The following is a 15,551-nucleotide window of genomic DNA, read 5'->3' as shown; positions in this document are numbered from 1 at the left end:
TTGACGGTCGGGCCGGCCGCCGATCAGTCGTGGAACCAAAAACCCGGCGGCATCTCGATGGATGCACGGCGTCGAAAGCCGTCATCCTGTTCGTTCGGGCGCATCGCCCGTATCGTCGGAAAAGACAGGCAACGGCCCTGTTTCCCGTCGATCTTGGGCGAAGCCACGATGCCGAGGCCCCGGAGTTTCAGTCGGTCGGGAAAAATCTTTCAGCTGGCGAAGAAAGCCGCGATCCTGCGCGACAACCAGTCCCAGAGATCGGGCGCGCCGCGTGCGATCTTCGGTCCGATCCGGTCGCGGATCCCCGTCTCGGTCACGCCGTAATCCCGCCATGAGCCACCACCGGTGACGAGGTTGAGATTCGGCGGCTGGAACCGGTCGAGCGCCTTGGCGAACCGGGCCTCCGGCGTCTCGGCGGCCTCGAACTCGTCCCAGAGCGCCCGGAAGGCGGTGGCCTGCGATGCGGGAAGGAGGCCGAAGATACGATCCGCCGCCGCCCGTTCGGCGCGATCCTGCGTTGCCGTGTCCTCGGCGCCGGGCGCAAAGATCGGTGTGTCGCCCGCGTCGATCTCGACGAGGTCGTGCAGGAGCAGCATGCGGATGACGCGGTCGATCGAGACGCCTTCGGGCGCGTGCGGCGCCAGCGTCATTGCGAAAAGCGCGAGGTGCCAGGAATGCTCGGCCGCGTTCTCGAACCGAGTCCCGTCGACGATGCGGGTGGCGCGCGTCACGGAGGACAGGCGACCGGCTTCCATCAGGAACGCCATGCGGTCGTCGAGATCAGCCACCTTCGGGCCCGGCCGGGCGGATGGCGTCGCGGTCACGCGCCTCGTTCGCCGCGAACTGGTCCATCCGCGCGGCCAGCATCCGGTCGGCCCGCAGGGCGGTGCGCTGGACCAGCAGCGACGTGACGAAGGCGTCCCGCAATGTCTGCGAGGAATCGCCGAGGATCTGCGACAGGAGCGCGACGACCTCTTCGTCTCCCGTCCGCTCGATATGGGCAACGACCCGCGCGGCGAGCTTGTCGGCCAGATCCTCGGTGATGCTCACGGACGTCTCATCGCGTCGTCTCGGTCATCCGCCGGGCGACATAGCTCTTCACCGACGCGATCATCGGGTCCATGTAGGGGTCCTCGAAGAAATGGCCGGCCCCCTCCATCTCCTCGTGGGTGATGGTGATGCCCTTCTGCTCGTGCAGCTTGCCCACCAGCGCGACGGTATCGGCGGGCGGCGCGACGCGGTCGCTCGATCCGTTGATGATGAGGCCCGAGGACGGGCAGGGGGCGAGGAAGCTGAAATCGTAGCGATCGGGCTGCGGCGAGACCGAGATGAACCCGGTGATCTCCGGCCGCCGCATGAGAAGCTGCATGCCGATCCAGGCCCCGAAAGAGAAGCCCGCGACCCAGCAGTGCTTGGCGTTGGGGTTGAGCGCCTGCAGGTAGTCGAGCGCGGAGGCCGCGTCGGAGAGCTCGCCGATCCCCTGGTCGAATTCGCCCTGGCTGCGGCCCACGCCGCGGAAGTTGAAGCGCAGGACGGTGAAGCCGAGCTCCTGAAACGCGTAATGAAGGTTGTAGACCACGCGATTGTTCATCGTGCCGCCGAACTGCGGGTGCGGGTGCAGCACGATGGCGATCGGCGCGTCCTTGACCTTCTGCGGGTGGTAGCGGCCCTCGAGACGACCCTCGGGGCCGGGGAAGATCACTTCGGGCATGCGCGCTCCTGTCGCTTCGGTCGGTTGACGCGGAACGGGGCCGGACGATAATGCCCTCCGACCGATTTCCGTGGTGGCACGAGGTAAGCCTTGCGCGCCGAGGCGTCAATGAAGTGAGGGGACGTCGATGAAGCTGAGCACCAAGGGCCGATACGCGATGGTGGCGCTGGTCGACCTGGCCCAGCGGACTCCGGGGGCGACGGCGTCGCTGTCGGAGATCTCGAAGCGTCAGGATATTTCGCTGACCTATCTCGAACAGCTCTTCGTGAAGCTCAGGCGCGCTGGTCTGGTCGAGTCGATCCGCGGCCCGGGCGGCGGCTATCGGCTGGCCCGTCCTTCCGCCGAGATCCGCGTCTCGGACGTGCTGGAGGCGGTGGACGAGACGGTGAGCGCGTTGCACACCGGCGCGGGCGCTTCGGGCGGGTTGTCGGGCAGCCGGGCGCAGTCGATGACGAATCGGTTGTGGGAATCGCTCTCGGCGCATGTCTACGTGTTCCTCCACCAGACGCGCCTGTCGGACGTCGTCGGCAACGATCTGGTCCCCTGTCCGGCGGTGCCCTCACTCTTCCAGGTCGTCGACGAATAGCGGTACGCCGGGCTCCGCCCGGACCCGGAGTATTTTCACCAAGAAGAAGGGCGGGCGGATGGCCGAGCGGGTCTATCTGGACTGGAACGCGACGGCGCCACTACGTCCCGAGGCGCGCGACGCGATGATCGCGGCGATGGACGTGGTGGGCAATCCCTCCTCCGTCCATGGCGAGGGCCGGAAAGCGAAAGCCATCGTCGAGCGCGCCCGGGCGCAGGTCGCCGCGGCGATGGGCGCGGACGGATCGGACGTCGTCTTCCTGTCCGGCGCGACCGAGGCCGCGGCGCTCGCCATGGCCGGGCGGGGCCTCGCGACCGCGCCGGTCGAACACGAGGCGGTGGCGGCCTGGGGGGACGGCACGCTGCCCGTCGGGCGGGACGGGCATGTGACGGTGAACGACTTGGCCGGAAGTGCCCTGCAGGCCGCCAATTCGGAGACCGGGGTGATCCAGCAGCTGCCGTCCGGTCTCGCGGTCAGCGACATGACGCAGGCCTTCGGCAAGGTCCCGGTCGCGTTCGACTGGTCCGGCGTCGAAATGGCGCTGATTTCGGCCCACAAGCTGGGTGGACCGAAAGGGGTTGGCGCGCTGGTGCTGCGGCGCGGTCTGGACGTGACGGCACGGGTCCGGGGCGGCGGGCAGGAGATGGGACGGCGGTCCGGAACCGAGAACGTGCCCGCCATCGCCGGGTTCGGCGCCGTGGCGCAGGCGGCTATTCACGATCTGGAGGCGGGTGCGTGGGACCGGGTTGCGCAACTTAGAACTTTTCTAGAAACAAGTCTTGTGGGCCCCGGCGCCCCGACTACCTTGGTGGGGAAGGAAGCCACTCGCCTGCCGAACACGTCCTGCCTGATCACGCCGGGATGGAAGGGCGAGACGCAGGTGATGGCGCTCGATCTGGCGGGGTTCGCGGTCAGTGCGGGCTCGGCCTGCTCCAGTGGCAAGGTGCGCGAGAGCGCGGTGCTGCGGGCGATGGGATACGGTCCGGGCGAGGCAGATTGCGCGATCCGCGTGAGCCTCGGTCCAGACACGACGGAAGAACAGGTGACGCGGTTCGTCGAGGCGTTCCGGCGGTTGCGAGACAGGAGACGGTGATGACGGTACTGGACGAGATGCGAGTGAAGGAAGGCGTCGACGCCGAGACGGTCGAGCGGGTGAAGTCCCTCTCGGGCACCTACAAGCACGGCTGGAACACCGAGATCGAGACGGACTACGCGCCGAAGGGCCTGTCCGAGGACATCGTGCGGCTGATCTCCGAGAAGAACGAAGAGCCGGAGTGGATGCTCGACTGGCGGCTCGAGGGCTATCGCCGCTGGGTGGGCATGAAGGAGCCCAAATGGGCGATGGTCCAGTACCCGGAAATCGACTTCCAGGACCAGTACTACTACGCGCGTCCGAGTTCGATGCTCGAGAAGCCGAAATCGCTCGACGACGTCGACCCGAAGCTGCTCGAGACCTACAAGAAGCTGGGCATCCCGCTGAAGGAGCAGGCGATCCTCGCGGGCGTCGAGCCGGCGCCGGGCGAGGAGAACCGCAAGGTGGCCGTCGATGCGGTGTTCGATTCCGTCTCCGTGGGCACGACCTTCCAGAAGGAGCTCGCGAAGGCCGGCGTGATCTTCTGCTCGATCTCCGAGGCGGTGCGCGAGCATCCGGAGCTCGTGAAGAAGTATCTCGGCTCCGTCGTTCCGCAATCGGACAATTACTACGCGACGCTCAATTCCGCGGTCTTCTCCGACGGGTCCTTCGTCTACATTCCGAAGGGCGTCCGCTGCCCGATGGAGCTGTCGACGTATTTCCGCATCAATGCCGAGAATACCGGGCAGTTCGAGCGCACGCTCATCATCGCGGAGGAGGAGAGCTACGTCTCCTACCTCGAAGGTTGCACGGCACCGCAGCGCGACGTCGCGCAGCTTCATGCGGCAGTGGTGGAGATCGTCGTACTCGACGATGCCGAGGTGAAGTACTCTACGGTGCAGAACTGGTATCCGGGCGACGAGAACGGCCGCGGCGGCATCTACAACTTCGTCACCAAGCGTGCCGATTGCCGGGGCGACCGGTCGAAGGTCATGTGGACGCAGGTCGAGACCGGCTCCGCCGTAACGTGGAAGTACCCCTCCTGCATCCTGCGTGGGGATGAGAGTCAGGGCGAGTTCTATTCGATCGCCATCGCAAACAACTTCCAGCAGGCCGATACCGGGACCAAGATGATCCATCTGGGCAAGAACACCCGCTCGCGGATCGTCTCCAAGGGGATCAGCGCGGGCAAGGCGCAGAACACCTATCGCGGTCTCGTCTCGATGCATCCGAAAGCCAAGAACTCGCGCAACTACACGCAGTGCGACAGCCTTCTGATCGGATCGGAATGCGGTGCGCATACGGTGCCTTATATCGAGGTGCGCAACAATTCCTCCCGCGTGGAGCACGAGGCGACGACGTCCAAAGTGGATGACGACCAGATGTTCTATTGCCGCTCCCGCGGTATGGACGAGGAGGAGGCGGTAGCGCTCGTCGTCAACGGCTTCTGCAAGGAAGTGCTGCAGGCGCTGCCGATGGAATTCGCGATGGAGGCGCAGCAGCTCGTCGCGATCTCGCTGGAAGGTTCGGTCGGATGAGCATCTGGGGCAGCAAGCACGAGACCGGGGTGATCTCCACGACCACGCCGTCCCTCGAGGGACGTCGGATCACCGCCTACCACGGCATCGTCGTGGGCGAGGCGATTCTCGGGGCGAACGTGTTCCGCGACATGTTCGCGGGCATCACGGACATCCTCGGTGGCCGGTCCGGCTCCTACGAGAAGTCGCTGCGCGAGGCCCGTGCCATCGCCGTCGGCGAGATGGAGGCACAGGCCGCCGAGTTGGGTGGCAACGCCGTGGTCGGCGTCGACCTCGATTACGAGGTGGTCGGCAAGGACAGCGGCATGCTGATGGTCTCCGCCTCCGGGACCGCGGTCACCACGGAATGAACGTCGCGCCGTAAGGCGCTTGAAGGAATACGGTATGCTTGAGATCAGAAACCTGCACGTGAAGCTCGAAGAGGAGGACAAGCAGATCCTCCGCGGTGTCGACCTGACGGTCGAGGCGGGCAAGGTGCATGCGATCATGGGCCCGAACGGATCGGGCAAGTCAACGTTGAGCTATGTCCTGTCGGGCCGCGACGGCTACGAGGTGACGGACGGCACGGCCACGCTCGGGGGCGAGGACATCCTCGCCATGGAGCCGGAGGAGCGTGCCGCGGCGGGTCTCTTCCTCGCGTTCCAGTATCCCGTGGAGATTCCGGGCGTCGGCAACATGACGTTCCTGCGCACCGCCGTGAACGCGCAACGCAAGGCGCGCGGTCAGGAAGAGGTTTCGGCCGGCGATTTCCTCAAGCTCATCCGCGAGAAGGCGAAGGCGCTGAAGATCGACGCCGACATGCTGAAGCGGCCCGTGAATGTGGGCTTCTCGGGTGGCGAGAAGAAGCGCAACGAGATCCTGCAGATGGCGATGCTCGAGCCGAAGATGTGCATTCTCGACGAGACCGATTCCGGCCTCGACGTGGACGCGATGAAGCTCGTGGCCGAGGGCGTGAACGCCCTCCGCGACGAAGGGCGCGGTTTCCTCGTCATCACGCATTACCAGCGGCTTTTGAATCACATCCGGCCGGACGTCGTGCACATCATGTCCGAAGGCCGGATCGTGCAGACCGGCGGCCCCGAGCTCGCTCTCGAGGTCGAGGAGAACGGCTACGGCAACATCCTCGAGGGGGCGGCTTGATGGCGGCGGACCCGAAGCAGCAGGCGACCGACGAACGTCTGGCCGCGCTGACGCTGCCGGAGGGCGGCGGCTGGCTCGGTGCGGCGCGCAAGGATGCGCTCGGCCGGTTGCAGGCCGTGCGGCTTCCCGGCCGGCGTGACGAATACTGGCGCTACACCAACCCGACGCCGCTGGTGCAGACTGCGCCCGCCCTCGACGTGCCGGATCAGGTCGAGGATCCGTTCGCGGGACTGGATACGCTCGTCGTCACGATCGACGGTGACGACATCTCGGTTCCCGACACCGTGCCGGACGGGCTGGAGATCGGGACCCTGCGCAACGCGGCCGGGGCCGACATTCACTGGGCGAAGGACGTCTACGGACGCCGGGAGGCGGCGGGGTCCCGTCCGGTCTCGCGTCCGCTGGCCATGCTGAATTCGGCCTTCGCGACGAACGGGCTCGTGATCCGCGCGACGGGGCAGGTGACGCAACCGATCCATATCCGCACGACCGGTGGCACCGACCCGATCCTGCACCATGTCGTGAAGGTCGAGTCCGGCGCGTCGGTGACGCTCCTCGAGAGCGGTGTCGCAGGCGCGCGGTCCAACATCGTGACCGAGATCGAGGTCGCCGATACCGGCACCTTCCACCACATCCGCGTCGACGGTCCCGTCCGCGCGCGGCACGTGAACACGCATCTCTTCGCCCGGCTGGGGACGGAGAGCACATTCAAGTCCTTCACGCTCTCGGCGCATGGCGCGCTCACGCGCAACGAGGCGGTGATCGAGCTGACCGGCGACGATGCGGTGAGCCACATCGCCGGCGCGGCCTTCGGGCAGGGCGATTTCCATCACGACGACACGGTGTTCGTGACCCACGACGCGGAGAATTGCGAGAGCCGTCAGGTCTACAAGAAGGTCCTGCGCGACGGCGCGGTCGGCGTGTTCCAGGGCAAGATCCTCGTCAAGGAGGGCGCGCAGAAGACCGACGGCTACCAGATCAGCCAGTCGCTGCTTCTCGACGACGACAGCGTGTTCCTCGCCAAGCCGGAGCTCGAGATCTACGCCGACGACGTGGCCTGCTCGCACGGCTCGACCACCGGCGCGATCGACGAGACGGCGCTGTTCTACCTCCGCTCGCGCGGCGTGCCGGAGCGGGACGCGACGAACCTCCTCGTCCTGAGCTTCCTCGCCGAGGCGGTCGAAGAGATCGAGGACGAAGGTCTGCGCGCGCATGTCTCCGAGCGGCTGGCCGATTGGCTGTCCCGCGACTGAGATGTCGGTCACGCGCGACATCCCGCGGGCGTGGCTCCGCCCGCGGGCGGTAATGGCCGAGCGCCTGGCGCATAATCCGAGCGAGCGCGTGGCGTTCGTCTATCTGGCGGCGGGGTCCGTGCTGGGCTTCGTCGCGCAGCTTCCCGCCCTCGTGCGGCGGGCGCAGACCCCCGACCCGACCTTCGAGGCGGCGCTTCTCTCCGAGAGTGCGCGGGTCGGCGTGGACATCCCCGCCGATCTCGCGGACGCCAAGTTCGAGGCGCTGGTCTCGGGCGCGGTCATGGGCTGGATCTTCATCGTGCCGATCGCGCTCTACATCCTGGCCTTCGTCTCGCATCTGATCGCGCGGATCGCCGGCGGGCGCGGGACCGGGCTCGACGCCCGCGTCGCGCTGTTCTGGGCCTTTCTCGTCGTCGCGCCGGCCCTGCTCCTCCTCGGCCTGACCACCGGCTTTGTCGGTCCGGGTGCGGCACAATCACTCGTGGGCTTCGTCACGCTCGGCGGGTTCGTCTGGGTCTGGCTCAATTCCCTTTACGTCGCGGAGACCCTCTGATGTTCGATGTCGACGCCGTACGCGCACAATTCCCGATCCTGTCCCGTGAGGTGAACGGCAAGCCGCTCACCTATCTCGACAACGGCGCCTCGGCCCAGAAACCGCAGGTCGTGCTCGACATGATCCAGCGCGCCTACGGCGAGGATTACGCCAACGTCCATCGCGGGCTGCACACGCTGTCCACGATCTCGACGGAGAATTACGAGAAGGTGCGCGGCACCGTCGCGCGCTTCCTCGGCGCCCCGTCCGAGGAGCATATCGTCTTCACCTCGGGCACGACCGAGGGGATCAACCTCGTCAGCTACGGCTGGGCCGCGCCGCGAATGCAGGCGGGCGACGAGATCGTGCTCTCGATCATGGAGCACCACGCCAACATCGTGCCCTGGCACTTCCTTCGCGAGCGGCTGGGCGTGAAGCTCGTCTGGGTCGACACCGCCCCCGACGGCTCGCTCGATCCGCAGGCGGTGCTCGACGCGATGACCGAGCGCACGAAGCTCGTTGCGATCACCCATCTGTCGAACGTGCTCGGCACGATCGTCGACGTGCGTTCGATCTGCGATGGCGCGCGCGAGCGGGGCGTACCGGTCCTCGTCGACGGCTCGCAGGGGGCGGTGCATCTGCCCGTGAACGTGGCCGAGATCGGCTGCGACTTCTACGCGATCACCGGCCACAAGCTCTACGGGCCGAGCGCGTCGGGCGCGATCTACATCCGGCCCGAGCGGATGGCCGAGATGGTGCCCTTCATGGGCGGCGGCGACATGATCCGCGAGGTCACGCGCGACACGGTGTCCTACAACGATCCGCCGATGAAGTTCGAGGCCGGCACGCCCGGCATCGTCCAGACCATCGGCCTGGGCGCGGCGCTGGAATGGATGATGGATCTGGGCGTCGTGAACATCGCGGCGCACGAGGCTCGGCTGCGGGACTACGCGCAGGACCGGCTCACGGGGCTCAATTGGCTCAACGTGCAGGGGAACGCGCCGGGCAAGGCCGCGATCTTCAGCTTCACGCTCGATGGCGCGGCGCATGCGCATGACATCTCCACCGTGCTCGACAAGAAGGGCGTGGCGGTCCGGGCCGGACATCATTGCGCCGAGCCGCTGATGCGCCATCTCGGCGTGAGCGCGACCTGCCGGGCGAGCTTCGCGGCCTACAACACCGAGGCCGAGGTCGACACGCTCGTGGACGCTCTGGAGTTGTGCCACGACCTCTTCGCCTGACGCGCGGCGACGACACGATGGCGCGATCTGTCCGCAGGTCGCGCATGCCGCTTGACGGGACCGGCGGCACTTGACCTGACTTGCGCCATGTTCCGCAGCCGCATCACGCGCGTTCCCATTCCCTTCGACACCGACGCGGGTGCGACGGCGGTCGCGACCCTTACCCCGCCGGCCGATCTGGCCGAGCTCGTTCGCGGGGTCGCGGGTTGCAGTCCGTTCCTCGCGCGCACGATGGAGCGCGAGGCCACATGGCTCGCCGAATGCTGGGAGACCGAGCCCGAGCGGACCTTCGCGGACCTGCTCGCCGGCATCGACGCGATCGAGGGCGAGCCGAAGGCTCCGTTGCGACAGGCGAAGCGCCGGGCGGCGCTCCTCGTCGGGCTCTGCGAGATCGCGGGCATATGGGAGGTGATGGAGGCGGCGGCACAGTGGACGCGCTTCGCCGATGCCGCGCTGGCCAAATCCCTCGAATATGCCGTCGGCCGGCTCGCACGCGGTCCCGTGGAGGGGGACGGCGGGCTGGTGGCCCTCGCGATGGGCAAGATGGGCGCGGAGGAGCTCAACTATTCCAGCGACATCGACCTCGTCCTTCTCTTCGACGAAAGCCGCTACGATCCGTCCGATTACGCCGAGGCGCGGGCGATCCTGCTGAAGGCCGCCCGGCGGGCGATGGCCCTGATGTCCGACATCACGTCGGACGGCTACGTGTTCCGGACCGACCTGCGCCTGCGCCCCGATCCGGGCTCGACGCCCATCGTCCTGTCGATGGAGGCGGCGGAGCGGTACTACGAGGCGATGGGCCGGACCTGGGAGCGCGCCGCCTGGATCAAGGCGCGGGCCTGCGCCGGCGCGGTCGCGGCGGGGGAGGGGTTTCTCGAGCGGCTCATTCCCTTCGTCTGGCGGCGCCATCTCGACTACGCCGTGGTCGAGGAGACGCAACAGATGCGGGAGCGCATCCGCGAACACAGGGGGCTGGCCGGCCCCATCCAGATTCGGGGCCACGACCTGAAGCTCGGGCGCGGCGGCATTCGCGAGATCGAGTTCCTGACCCAGACGCAGCAGATCATCGCCGGGGGTCGCGACCCGACGCTGCGGGTGCGCGGCACGCTGGAGGGCCTCGACCGACTCGTCAATTCGGGCTGGGTGGCTGCCGGGGACCGCGACGTGCTCGCGCGCGCCTACCGCGATCTGCGGATCGTCGAGCATCGCGTTCAGATGGTGCAGGACGCGCAGACGCATTGCCTGCCGAAGGAGGCTGCGGGGCTCGACCGCATCGCCCGGTTCATGGGGCAGGGGGATACGGACGCATTCGTCACCGGATTGCGGGAGACGCTGGACGCCGTCGACGCCATCACCGCGCCGTCCTTCGCGCCGCCGCCCCGCGCCTCCGGCGACGCGACGATTCCGGACGCCGATACGGTGACGGATCGCTGGATGTCCTATCCCGCGCTGCGATCGGCGCGGGCGCGCGGCATCTTCGAACGTTTGCGGCCCGGGCTCCTTTCCGAGCTCGCCCGCGCCGCACGGCCCGAGGAGGCGCTCGCCGCCTTCGACGGCTTTCTGCAAGGCTTGCCTGCCGGCGTGCAGGTCTTCTCGCTCTTCGAGGCGAACCCCAAGCTTGTCTCGCTCATCGCCGACATCTGCGCCACGGCGCCCGACCTTGCGCGCCACCTGTCGCAGCAGGCGGGCGTGCTTGACGCGGTGATCGACGGCTCCTTCTTCTCGCCCCTCCCGAAGGTCTGGGAGGTGCCGGCGATCGACGAGGAGTTCGAGACCGGGTTGTCGGCGCTCCGCCTCTGGCACCGGGAGGCGCATTTTCGCATCGGCGTCCATTTCCTGCGCGGCCTCGTCGACGCGCGCGCGGCGGGCGACGCCTACGCGGCGCTGGCGGAGGCGACGCTGGGCGCGGCCTGGGCCCAGGCGGAGCGGGAGACGGCGCGGCGCTACGGACACGTGCCGGGATTGCGGCTTGCCGGGCTCGGCATGGGCTCGCTCGGTGTGGGCCGGCTGACGGCGCGCTCCGATCTCGATCTGGTCGTGCTGCACGACGGCGCGGAGCCGGGCGCGATGTCGGAGGGCCGTCGCGCGCTGGGCGCCTCGCAATGGGCGGCGAAGTTCACGCAGGTCCTGATCACCGCGCTCTCCGCGCCGATGGGGCCGGGCCGGCTCTACGAGGTCGACATGCGCCTGCGTCCGTCCGGGCGACAGGGACCGGTCGCGACGCCCCTGTCGGGTTTCGCGCGCTATCAGGCGGAGGAGGCCTGGGTCTGGGAGCAGATGGCCCTGACCCGCGCCCGGCCGGTGGTGGGCGATGCGACCCTCCGTGCGGCGGCCGAAGCGGCGCGGGTCGATGTGCTTCGCACGAGCCGGTTCGACAACGACGCCGTGCTCGACGCCCTGCGCGAGATGCGCCTGCGCCTGATCGCGGCGGGCCGGACCGGAACGGGGCTGGCAGTCAAGTCGGGCCCGGGGCGGATGCAGGATATCGAGCTCGTGGCGCAGACGCATGCCCTGATGGCCGGCGCACCGGCGCGCGGCGTCGCCGACCAGATGGCGGTCGCGGGGTGGCTGACCGAAGCGGAGCGCGCGGAGCTTCTGAGCGCGCATCGCTTCATGGCGGGCGTGCAGCAGGCGATCCGGCTCCTGACCGAGGTCGACCCGCCGGACAGGCTCGGCGCCGGCGGTGCGGCCTTCCTGGCGCAGGTCATGGATCTGCCCTCCGCCGATGCGGTCAAGGCGGCCTGCGACGCGGTCGCGGCGACCGCGGCGCGGGTGATCGCGCAGGCGCTGGACCGGGCCGCGACGGGGGGCTAGGGCAAAGCGATGGCGAATGCATCACAACCGGCGCAGGACGATCCCAAGGGGCTGATCTCGGAGGCCTACCGAATCGACGGGATCGGTCTGTCCGAGTGCCGGTCGATCTTCCTCGACTGGGCGCTGTCCTACGCCGGCGACCCGGCGGAGGCGGTGCCGCGTCTCCTCGCCGGTCGCCCGCCGCACCCGATGACCGAGGTCCTGCGCGAGGCGCTCGACCGGCCGGCGCGCACGGGCCGGCGCGGCGGACGGGCCGGACGGCGTCCCGATTGAATCAGGCATGAGTGCCCCGCTCCCGGTAGGGGGTGGAGCCGTAATGCGCCCGGTAGCATTTCGAGAAATGCGACGGCGAGGTGAAGCCGCAGGCCAACGCCACGTTGATGATCGACATGTCGGTCTGCATCAGCAGGTTGCGCGCCTTCGCGAGCCGCAGTTCCATGTAGTAGCGCTTCGGGCTGCGGTCGAGATAGCGGCGGAACAGCCGCTCGAGCTGCCGCGTGGACATTCCGACCTCGGCGGCGAGCGTCGCGGGGCTGACCGGATCCTCGATCGCCTGCTCCATCTCGCGGATCACCTTCGACAGGCGCGGATGGCGCACCCCGATCCGGGTCGGGATCGACAGGCGCTGCGTGTCCTGGTCGGTGCGGATCGCGGAATAGATGAGCTGGTCGGCCACGAGCGCGGCGAGGTCCTCGCCGTAATCCCGCGCGATCAGGTGCAGCATCAGGTCGATCGACGCGGTCCCGCCGGCGGTGGTGATCCGCTTTCCGTCGACGGTGAAGATCGCCTTCGTCAGCTCGATCTCGGGATATTCCTCGCTGAAGCCGTCGTGGTTCTCCCAATGGATCGTCGCGCGCTTGCCGTCGAGCAGACCGCTCGCGGCGAGGCTCCAGGCCGCTGTGCAGAGGCCGCCGAGGGTGATTCCCTTGCGCGCCTCCCGACGCAGCCAGTTGCGCAGCCGCGGCGTCGTCGCCTGCGCGATCTCCGTGCCGCCGACGACGAGCACCGTGTCGTCGCGCCCGACCTCGCCCAGACCGCCGTCGAGCTGGACCGTCGTGCCGGCCGAACAGCTCACCGTCTCGCCGCCTTCGCCGATGAGGGACCAGGAGTAGAGCTTCACCTCCGACATCCGGTTCGCGAGTCGAAGCGCGTCGAGCGCGCTGGCGAAACACATCAGGGTGAACCGGTCCAGAAGGACGAAGACGTAATGGCGCGGCTTGTCGGGCATCGCGACGCGGATCGCGCGGGGCGGTTCGGGAAGGGCCTTGTCGATCATCGGCGGACTCCGGGCGGCGTCCGGAGGCGGGTCGCGGAGGCCGTGTTTCGGGAAAGCGCAATCGGCGATCCGGTTCAAGGGCTGTCGCAGCATTTGCGACAGGCCGCCGAATAGGCTAGGCGCATGGCCGTCGAGAGGGAAGGATGACGGACATGGCGTGGACGAAGTCGGATTGGCGCGCGAAGCCGCGGGTGCAGATGCCGGATTACCCGGACGAGGCCGCGCTGAAGGCGGCGGAGGCCCGGCTGTCGCGCTACCCGCTCCTCGTTTTCGGGGGCGAGGCAACGTCGCTCAAGCAGGAGCTCGCGCAGGCCGGGCGCGGCGAGGCGTTCCTGCTGCAGGGTGGCGATTGCGCCGAGAGCTTCGCGGAATTCTCCTCCGACAACATCCGCGACACCTTCAAGGTCATGCTGCAGATGGCGATGGTCCTGACCTTCGGGGCCAAGGTCCCGGTGGTGAAGGTCGGCCGCATGGCGGGCCAGTTCGCCAAGCCGCGCAGCGCCCCGACCGAGGCGCGCGACGGCATCGAGCTGCCCTCCTACCGTGGCGACATCGTCAACGAGCTGGCCTTCACGCCCGAGGCGCGAATCCCCGATCCGACCAAGATGCTCGAGGCCTACACGCAGGCGGCGGCGACGCTGAACCTGCTGCGCGCCTTCTCCAAGGGCGGCTTCGCCGATGTCCACAAGGTTCATCAATGGACGCTGGGCTTCACCGAAGGCCAGCGGGTGCAGCAATACAAGGACATGGCGTCGAAGCTGCAGGACACGCTCGACTTCATGACGGCCGCCGGGCTCACCGCCGACAACAATGCCGAGCTGCACACGGTCGATTTCTACACCTCCCACGAGGCGCTGCTCCTGGAATACGAGGAGGCGCTCTGCCGGCAGGACTCCCTGACCGGCCGGTGGCTCGCCGGGTCGGGCCACATGCTCTGGATCGGCGACCGAACGCGGCAGCCGGACGGCGCGCATGTCGAGTTCTGTCGCGGGGTGATGAACCCGATCGGTCTGAAATGCGGGCCGACCACGACCGAGGACGATCTGAAACGTCTGATCGAGACGCTGAACCCCGAGAACGAGATGGGCCGCCTGACGCTCATCGCGCGGTTCGGGGCGGGCAAGGTCGGCGACCACCTGCCGCGCCTGATCCGAACGGTCCAGCGAATGGGCGCGAACGTGGTCTGGACCTGCGACGCGATGCATGGAAACACGATCAAGTCGTCCTCGGGCTACAAGACCCGGCCCTTCGACAGCGTGCTGCGCGAGGTGCAGGAGTTCTTCGCGATCCACCGGTCCGAGGGCACCGTGCCGGGCGGCGTGCATTTCGAGATGACCGGGCAGGACGTGACCGAATGCACCGGGGGCGTGCGCGCGGTGACGGACGAGGATCTCTCCGACCGCTACCACACCGCCTGCGACCCGCGCCTCAACGCCTCGCAATCGCTGGAGCTCGCGTTCCTCGTGGCCGAGGAATTGTCGGGCCTTCGCACCGAGCGTCGGCGCGCGGCGTCTTGATCCGGCCGAAGCGGTTCGCCGGGTCCCGGCGGACCGCTTCCGCGGCGGACGTGCCGCTCCGCGCCTTCGTGAGCTCGACTGGACGCTCGCGCGATTGCGTCCCGGGCTTGTCCGGCCCGGACCCGTCCATCACTTGACGATGCGGAGCCAGGGCACGGAGGAAGGACGCGTCATCGAGGCGTCTGCCTCCGCGGGGGTCATCTCCACGGGCAGATCGCTTTCCGGTCCCGTGTAGATCGCCGGGGCCGTCCGTTCCTGCGCCGCATGCAGCGGCACCATGGTGGCGTTGGTGATGCCGAACCGGCGGGGCGGGTCGGTGACGACGCGGTCGGTCACCAGCACGCTGAGCGCCTTCGTCGGGGCGCCCACGCTGTCGAGCAGCGGCAGGACCAGCATCCGGCCCGTCAGCAGGCGCCCGGCCGGACCCTCCGACAGAAGGTCCATCTCCAGCGAGGCCGGCGTCTCGAAGACCTGGGTCACGAGCTCCACCGCCCGGTCACGATCGCGGAGGTCGAAGAAGGCGCGCACCGGCAGGCCGCGCACGTCCATGCCCATCAGATCGTTCATCACGTGGCCGCCGAGACGCGCGCGGATCGCGCCGTTATGCACCCGGTCGAGGATCATCGCATGGCCGAGGATGTGGCGCATGGCGCGCGGGTCGAGCGCGGCACGACGCGGCAGGTCCGCCCCTTCGCGCAGGGAGTTCCAGTACCGCATCGCCTCGTCGAGGATGGGCGAGCTGCGCATGGTGCGAAGGCCTCCGGCGCCGCGCCCCGTCATTCCGTCCATCGTCCCGTCGAACCTTGCCATGCCAGCCATCCATCGTTTCGGGACCACGCCCGCCGGTTCACCCGGAACGGTTCGCGGTCGA

Annotated in this window: 16 protein-coding genes; 11 read left to right on the top strand and 5 right to left on the bottom strand. The window is 68.3% G+C overall.

Going from position 1 to position 15,551, the window contains the following annotated elements; genetic code table 11:
* Positions 1-209: 209 nt before the first annotated feature.
* The 3 genes from Q1A87_RS02940 to Q1A87_RS02930 are packed head-to-tail and all read right to left on the bottom strand — an operon-like array spanning position 210 to position 1,711.
* Positions 210-788 carry an HD domain-containing protein gene (locus Q1A87_RS02940; RefSeq protein WP_363322938.1) on the bottom strand — a complete coding sequence of 193 codons (579 nt, stop codon included), beginning with the start codon at positions 786-788 and terminating at the stop codon, positions 210-212.
* On the bottom strand, positions 781-1,050 hold the full coding sequence (locus Q1A87_RS02935; RefSeq protein WP_299646869.1) for a hypothetical protein: 270 nt from the start codon (positions 1,048-1,050) through the stop codon (positions 781-783). The genes Q1A87_RS02940 and Q1A87_RS02935 overlap by 8 nt, the downstream gene beginning before the upstream one ends.
* 7 nt (positions 1,051-1,057) lie before the next feature.
* The gene (locus Q1A87_RS02930) at positions 1,058-1,711 is read right to left on the bottom strand and encodes an alpha/beta hydrolase (RefSeq protein ID WP_299646867.1); all 654 of its coding nucleotides are present in this window, start codon (positions 1,709-1,711) and stop codon (positions 1,058-1,060) included.
* Positions 1,712-1,838: 127 nt separating this feature from the next.
* Here Q1A87_RS02930 and Q1A87_RS02925 point away from each other — a divergent pair, with 127 nt between their 5' ends.
* From Q1A87_RS02925 to Q1A87_RS02880, 10 genes are all read left to right on the top strand, one after another.
* A complete protein-coding gene (locus tag Q1A87_RS02925; protein ID WP_299646865.1) occupies positions 1,839-2,297 on the top strand; it encodes an Rrf2 family transcriptional regulator in 459 nt (152 codons plus the stop codon).
* A gap of 58 nt (positions 2,298-2,355) precedes the next feature.
* On the top strand, positions 2,356-3,390 hold the full coding sequence (locus tag Q1A87_RS02920) for a cysteine desulfurase family protein (protein ID WP_299646863.1): 1,035 nt from the start codon (positions 2,356-2,358) through the stop codon (positions 3,388-3,390).
* Positions 3,390-4,907, top strand: coding sequence for a Fe-S cluster assembly protein SufB (gene sufB, locus Q1A87_RS02915; RefSeq protein ID WP_299646861.1), 1,518 nt, complete (start codon positions 3,390-3,392; stop codon positions 4,905-4,907). The genes Q1A87_RS02920 and sufB overlap by 1 nt, the downstream gene beginning before the upstream one ends.
* Before the next feature lie 29 nt (positions 4,908-4,936).
* The gene (locus Q1A87_RS02910) at positions 4,937-5,257 is read left to right on the top strand and encodes a heavy metal-binding domain-containing protein (RefSeq protein ID WP_299647110.1); all 321 of its coding nucleotides are present in this window, start codon (positions 4,937-4,939) and stop codon (positions 5,255-5,257) included.
* Between the two features lie 34 nt (positions 5,258-5,291).
* Complete coding sequence (sufC, locus tag Q1A87_RS02905) at positions 5,292-6,047, top strand: Fe-S cluster assembly ATPase SufC (RefSeq protein WP_299646859.1); 756 nt, start codon at positions 5,292-5,294, stop codon at positions 6,045-6,047.
* The gene (sufD, locus tag Q1A87_RS02900) at positions 6,044-7,300 is read left to right on the top strand and encodes a Fe-S cluster assembly protein SufD (RefSeq protein WP_299646857.1); all 1,257 of its coding nucleotides are present in this window, start codon (positions 6,044-6,046) and stop codon (positions 7,298-7,300) included. The genes sufC and sufD overlap by 4 nt, the downstream gene beginning before the upstream one ends.
* Position 7,301: 1 nt before the next feature.
* Entirely contained in the window at positions 7,302-7,853 is a 552-nt protein-coding gene (locus tag Q1A87_RS02895) for a YIP1 family protein (protein ID WP_299646855.1), read from the top strand.
* Complete coding sequence (locus tag Q1A87_RS02890) at positions 7,853-9,073, top strand: cysteine desulfurase (protein WP_299646853.1); 1,221 nt, start codon at positions 7,853-7,855, stop codon at positions 9,071-9,073. Before Q1A87_RS02895 ends, Q1A87_RS02890 begins: the two co-directional genes overlap by 1 nt.
* 87 nt (positions 9,074-9,160) lie before the next feature.
* A complete protein-coding gene (locus Q1A87_RS02885) occupies positions 9,161-11,887 on the top strand; it encodes a glutamine-synthetase adenylyltransferase (protein ID WP_299646852.1) in 2,727 nt (908 codons plus the stop codon).
* A gap of 9 nt (positions 11,888-11,896) precedes the next feature.
* On the top strand, positions 11,897-12,160 hold the full coding sequence (locus tag Q1A87_RS02880) for a hypothetical protein (protein WP_299646850.1): 264 nt from the start codon (positions 11,897-11,899) through the stop codon (positions 12,158-12,160).
* A 1-nt stretch (position 12,161) separates the two neighbouring features.
* Here the strand turns inward: Q1A87_RS02880 and Q1A87_RS02875 are convergent, their stop codons facing one another.
* Entirely contained in the window at positions 12,162-13,163 is a 1,002-nt protein-coding gene (locus Q1A87_RS02875) for a GlxA family transcriptional regulator (RefSeq protein WP_299646848.1), read from the bottom strand.
* A 143-nt stretch (positions 13,164-13,306) separates the two neighbouring features.
* Between Q1A87_RS02875 and Q1A87_RS02870 the strand changes: the two genes are divergently transcribed.
* A complete protein-coding gene (locus Q1A87_RS02870; RefSeq protein ID WP_299646846.1) occupies positions 13,307-14,680 on the top strand; it encodes a class II 3-deoxy-7-phosphoheptulonate synthase in 1,374 nt (457 codons plus the stop codon).
* A 129-nt stretch (positions 14,681-14,809) separates the two neighbouring features.
* On the opposite strand, the gene Q1A87_RS02865 is transcribed toward Q1A87_RS02870, so the two are convergent.
* Positions 14,810-15,490, bottom strand: a complete 681-nt coding sequence (locus tag Q1A87_RS02865) for a PAS domain-containing protein (RefSeq protein ID WP_299646844.1) — start codon at positions 15,488-15,490, stop codon at positions 14,810-14,812.
* Positions 15,491-15,551 lie beyond the last annotated feature (61 nt).

The organism is uncultured Jannaschia sp. (genome assembly GCF_947494055.1).
GTDB lineage: Bacteria > Pseudomonadota > Alphaproteobacteria > Rhodobacterales > Rhodobacteraceae > Jannaschia.
This window is presented reverse-complemented; position numbering and strand designations above follow the sequence as displayed.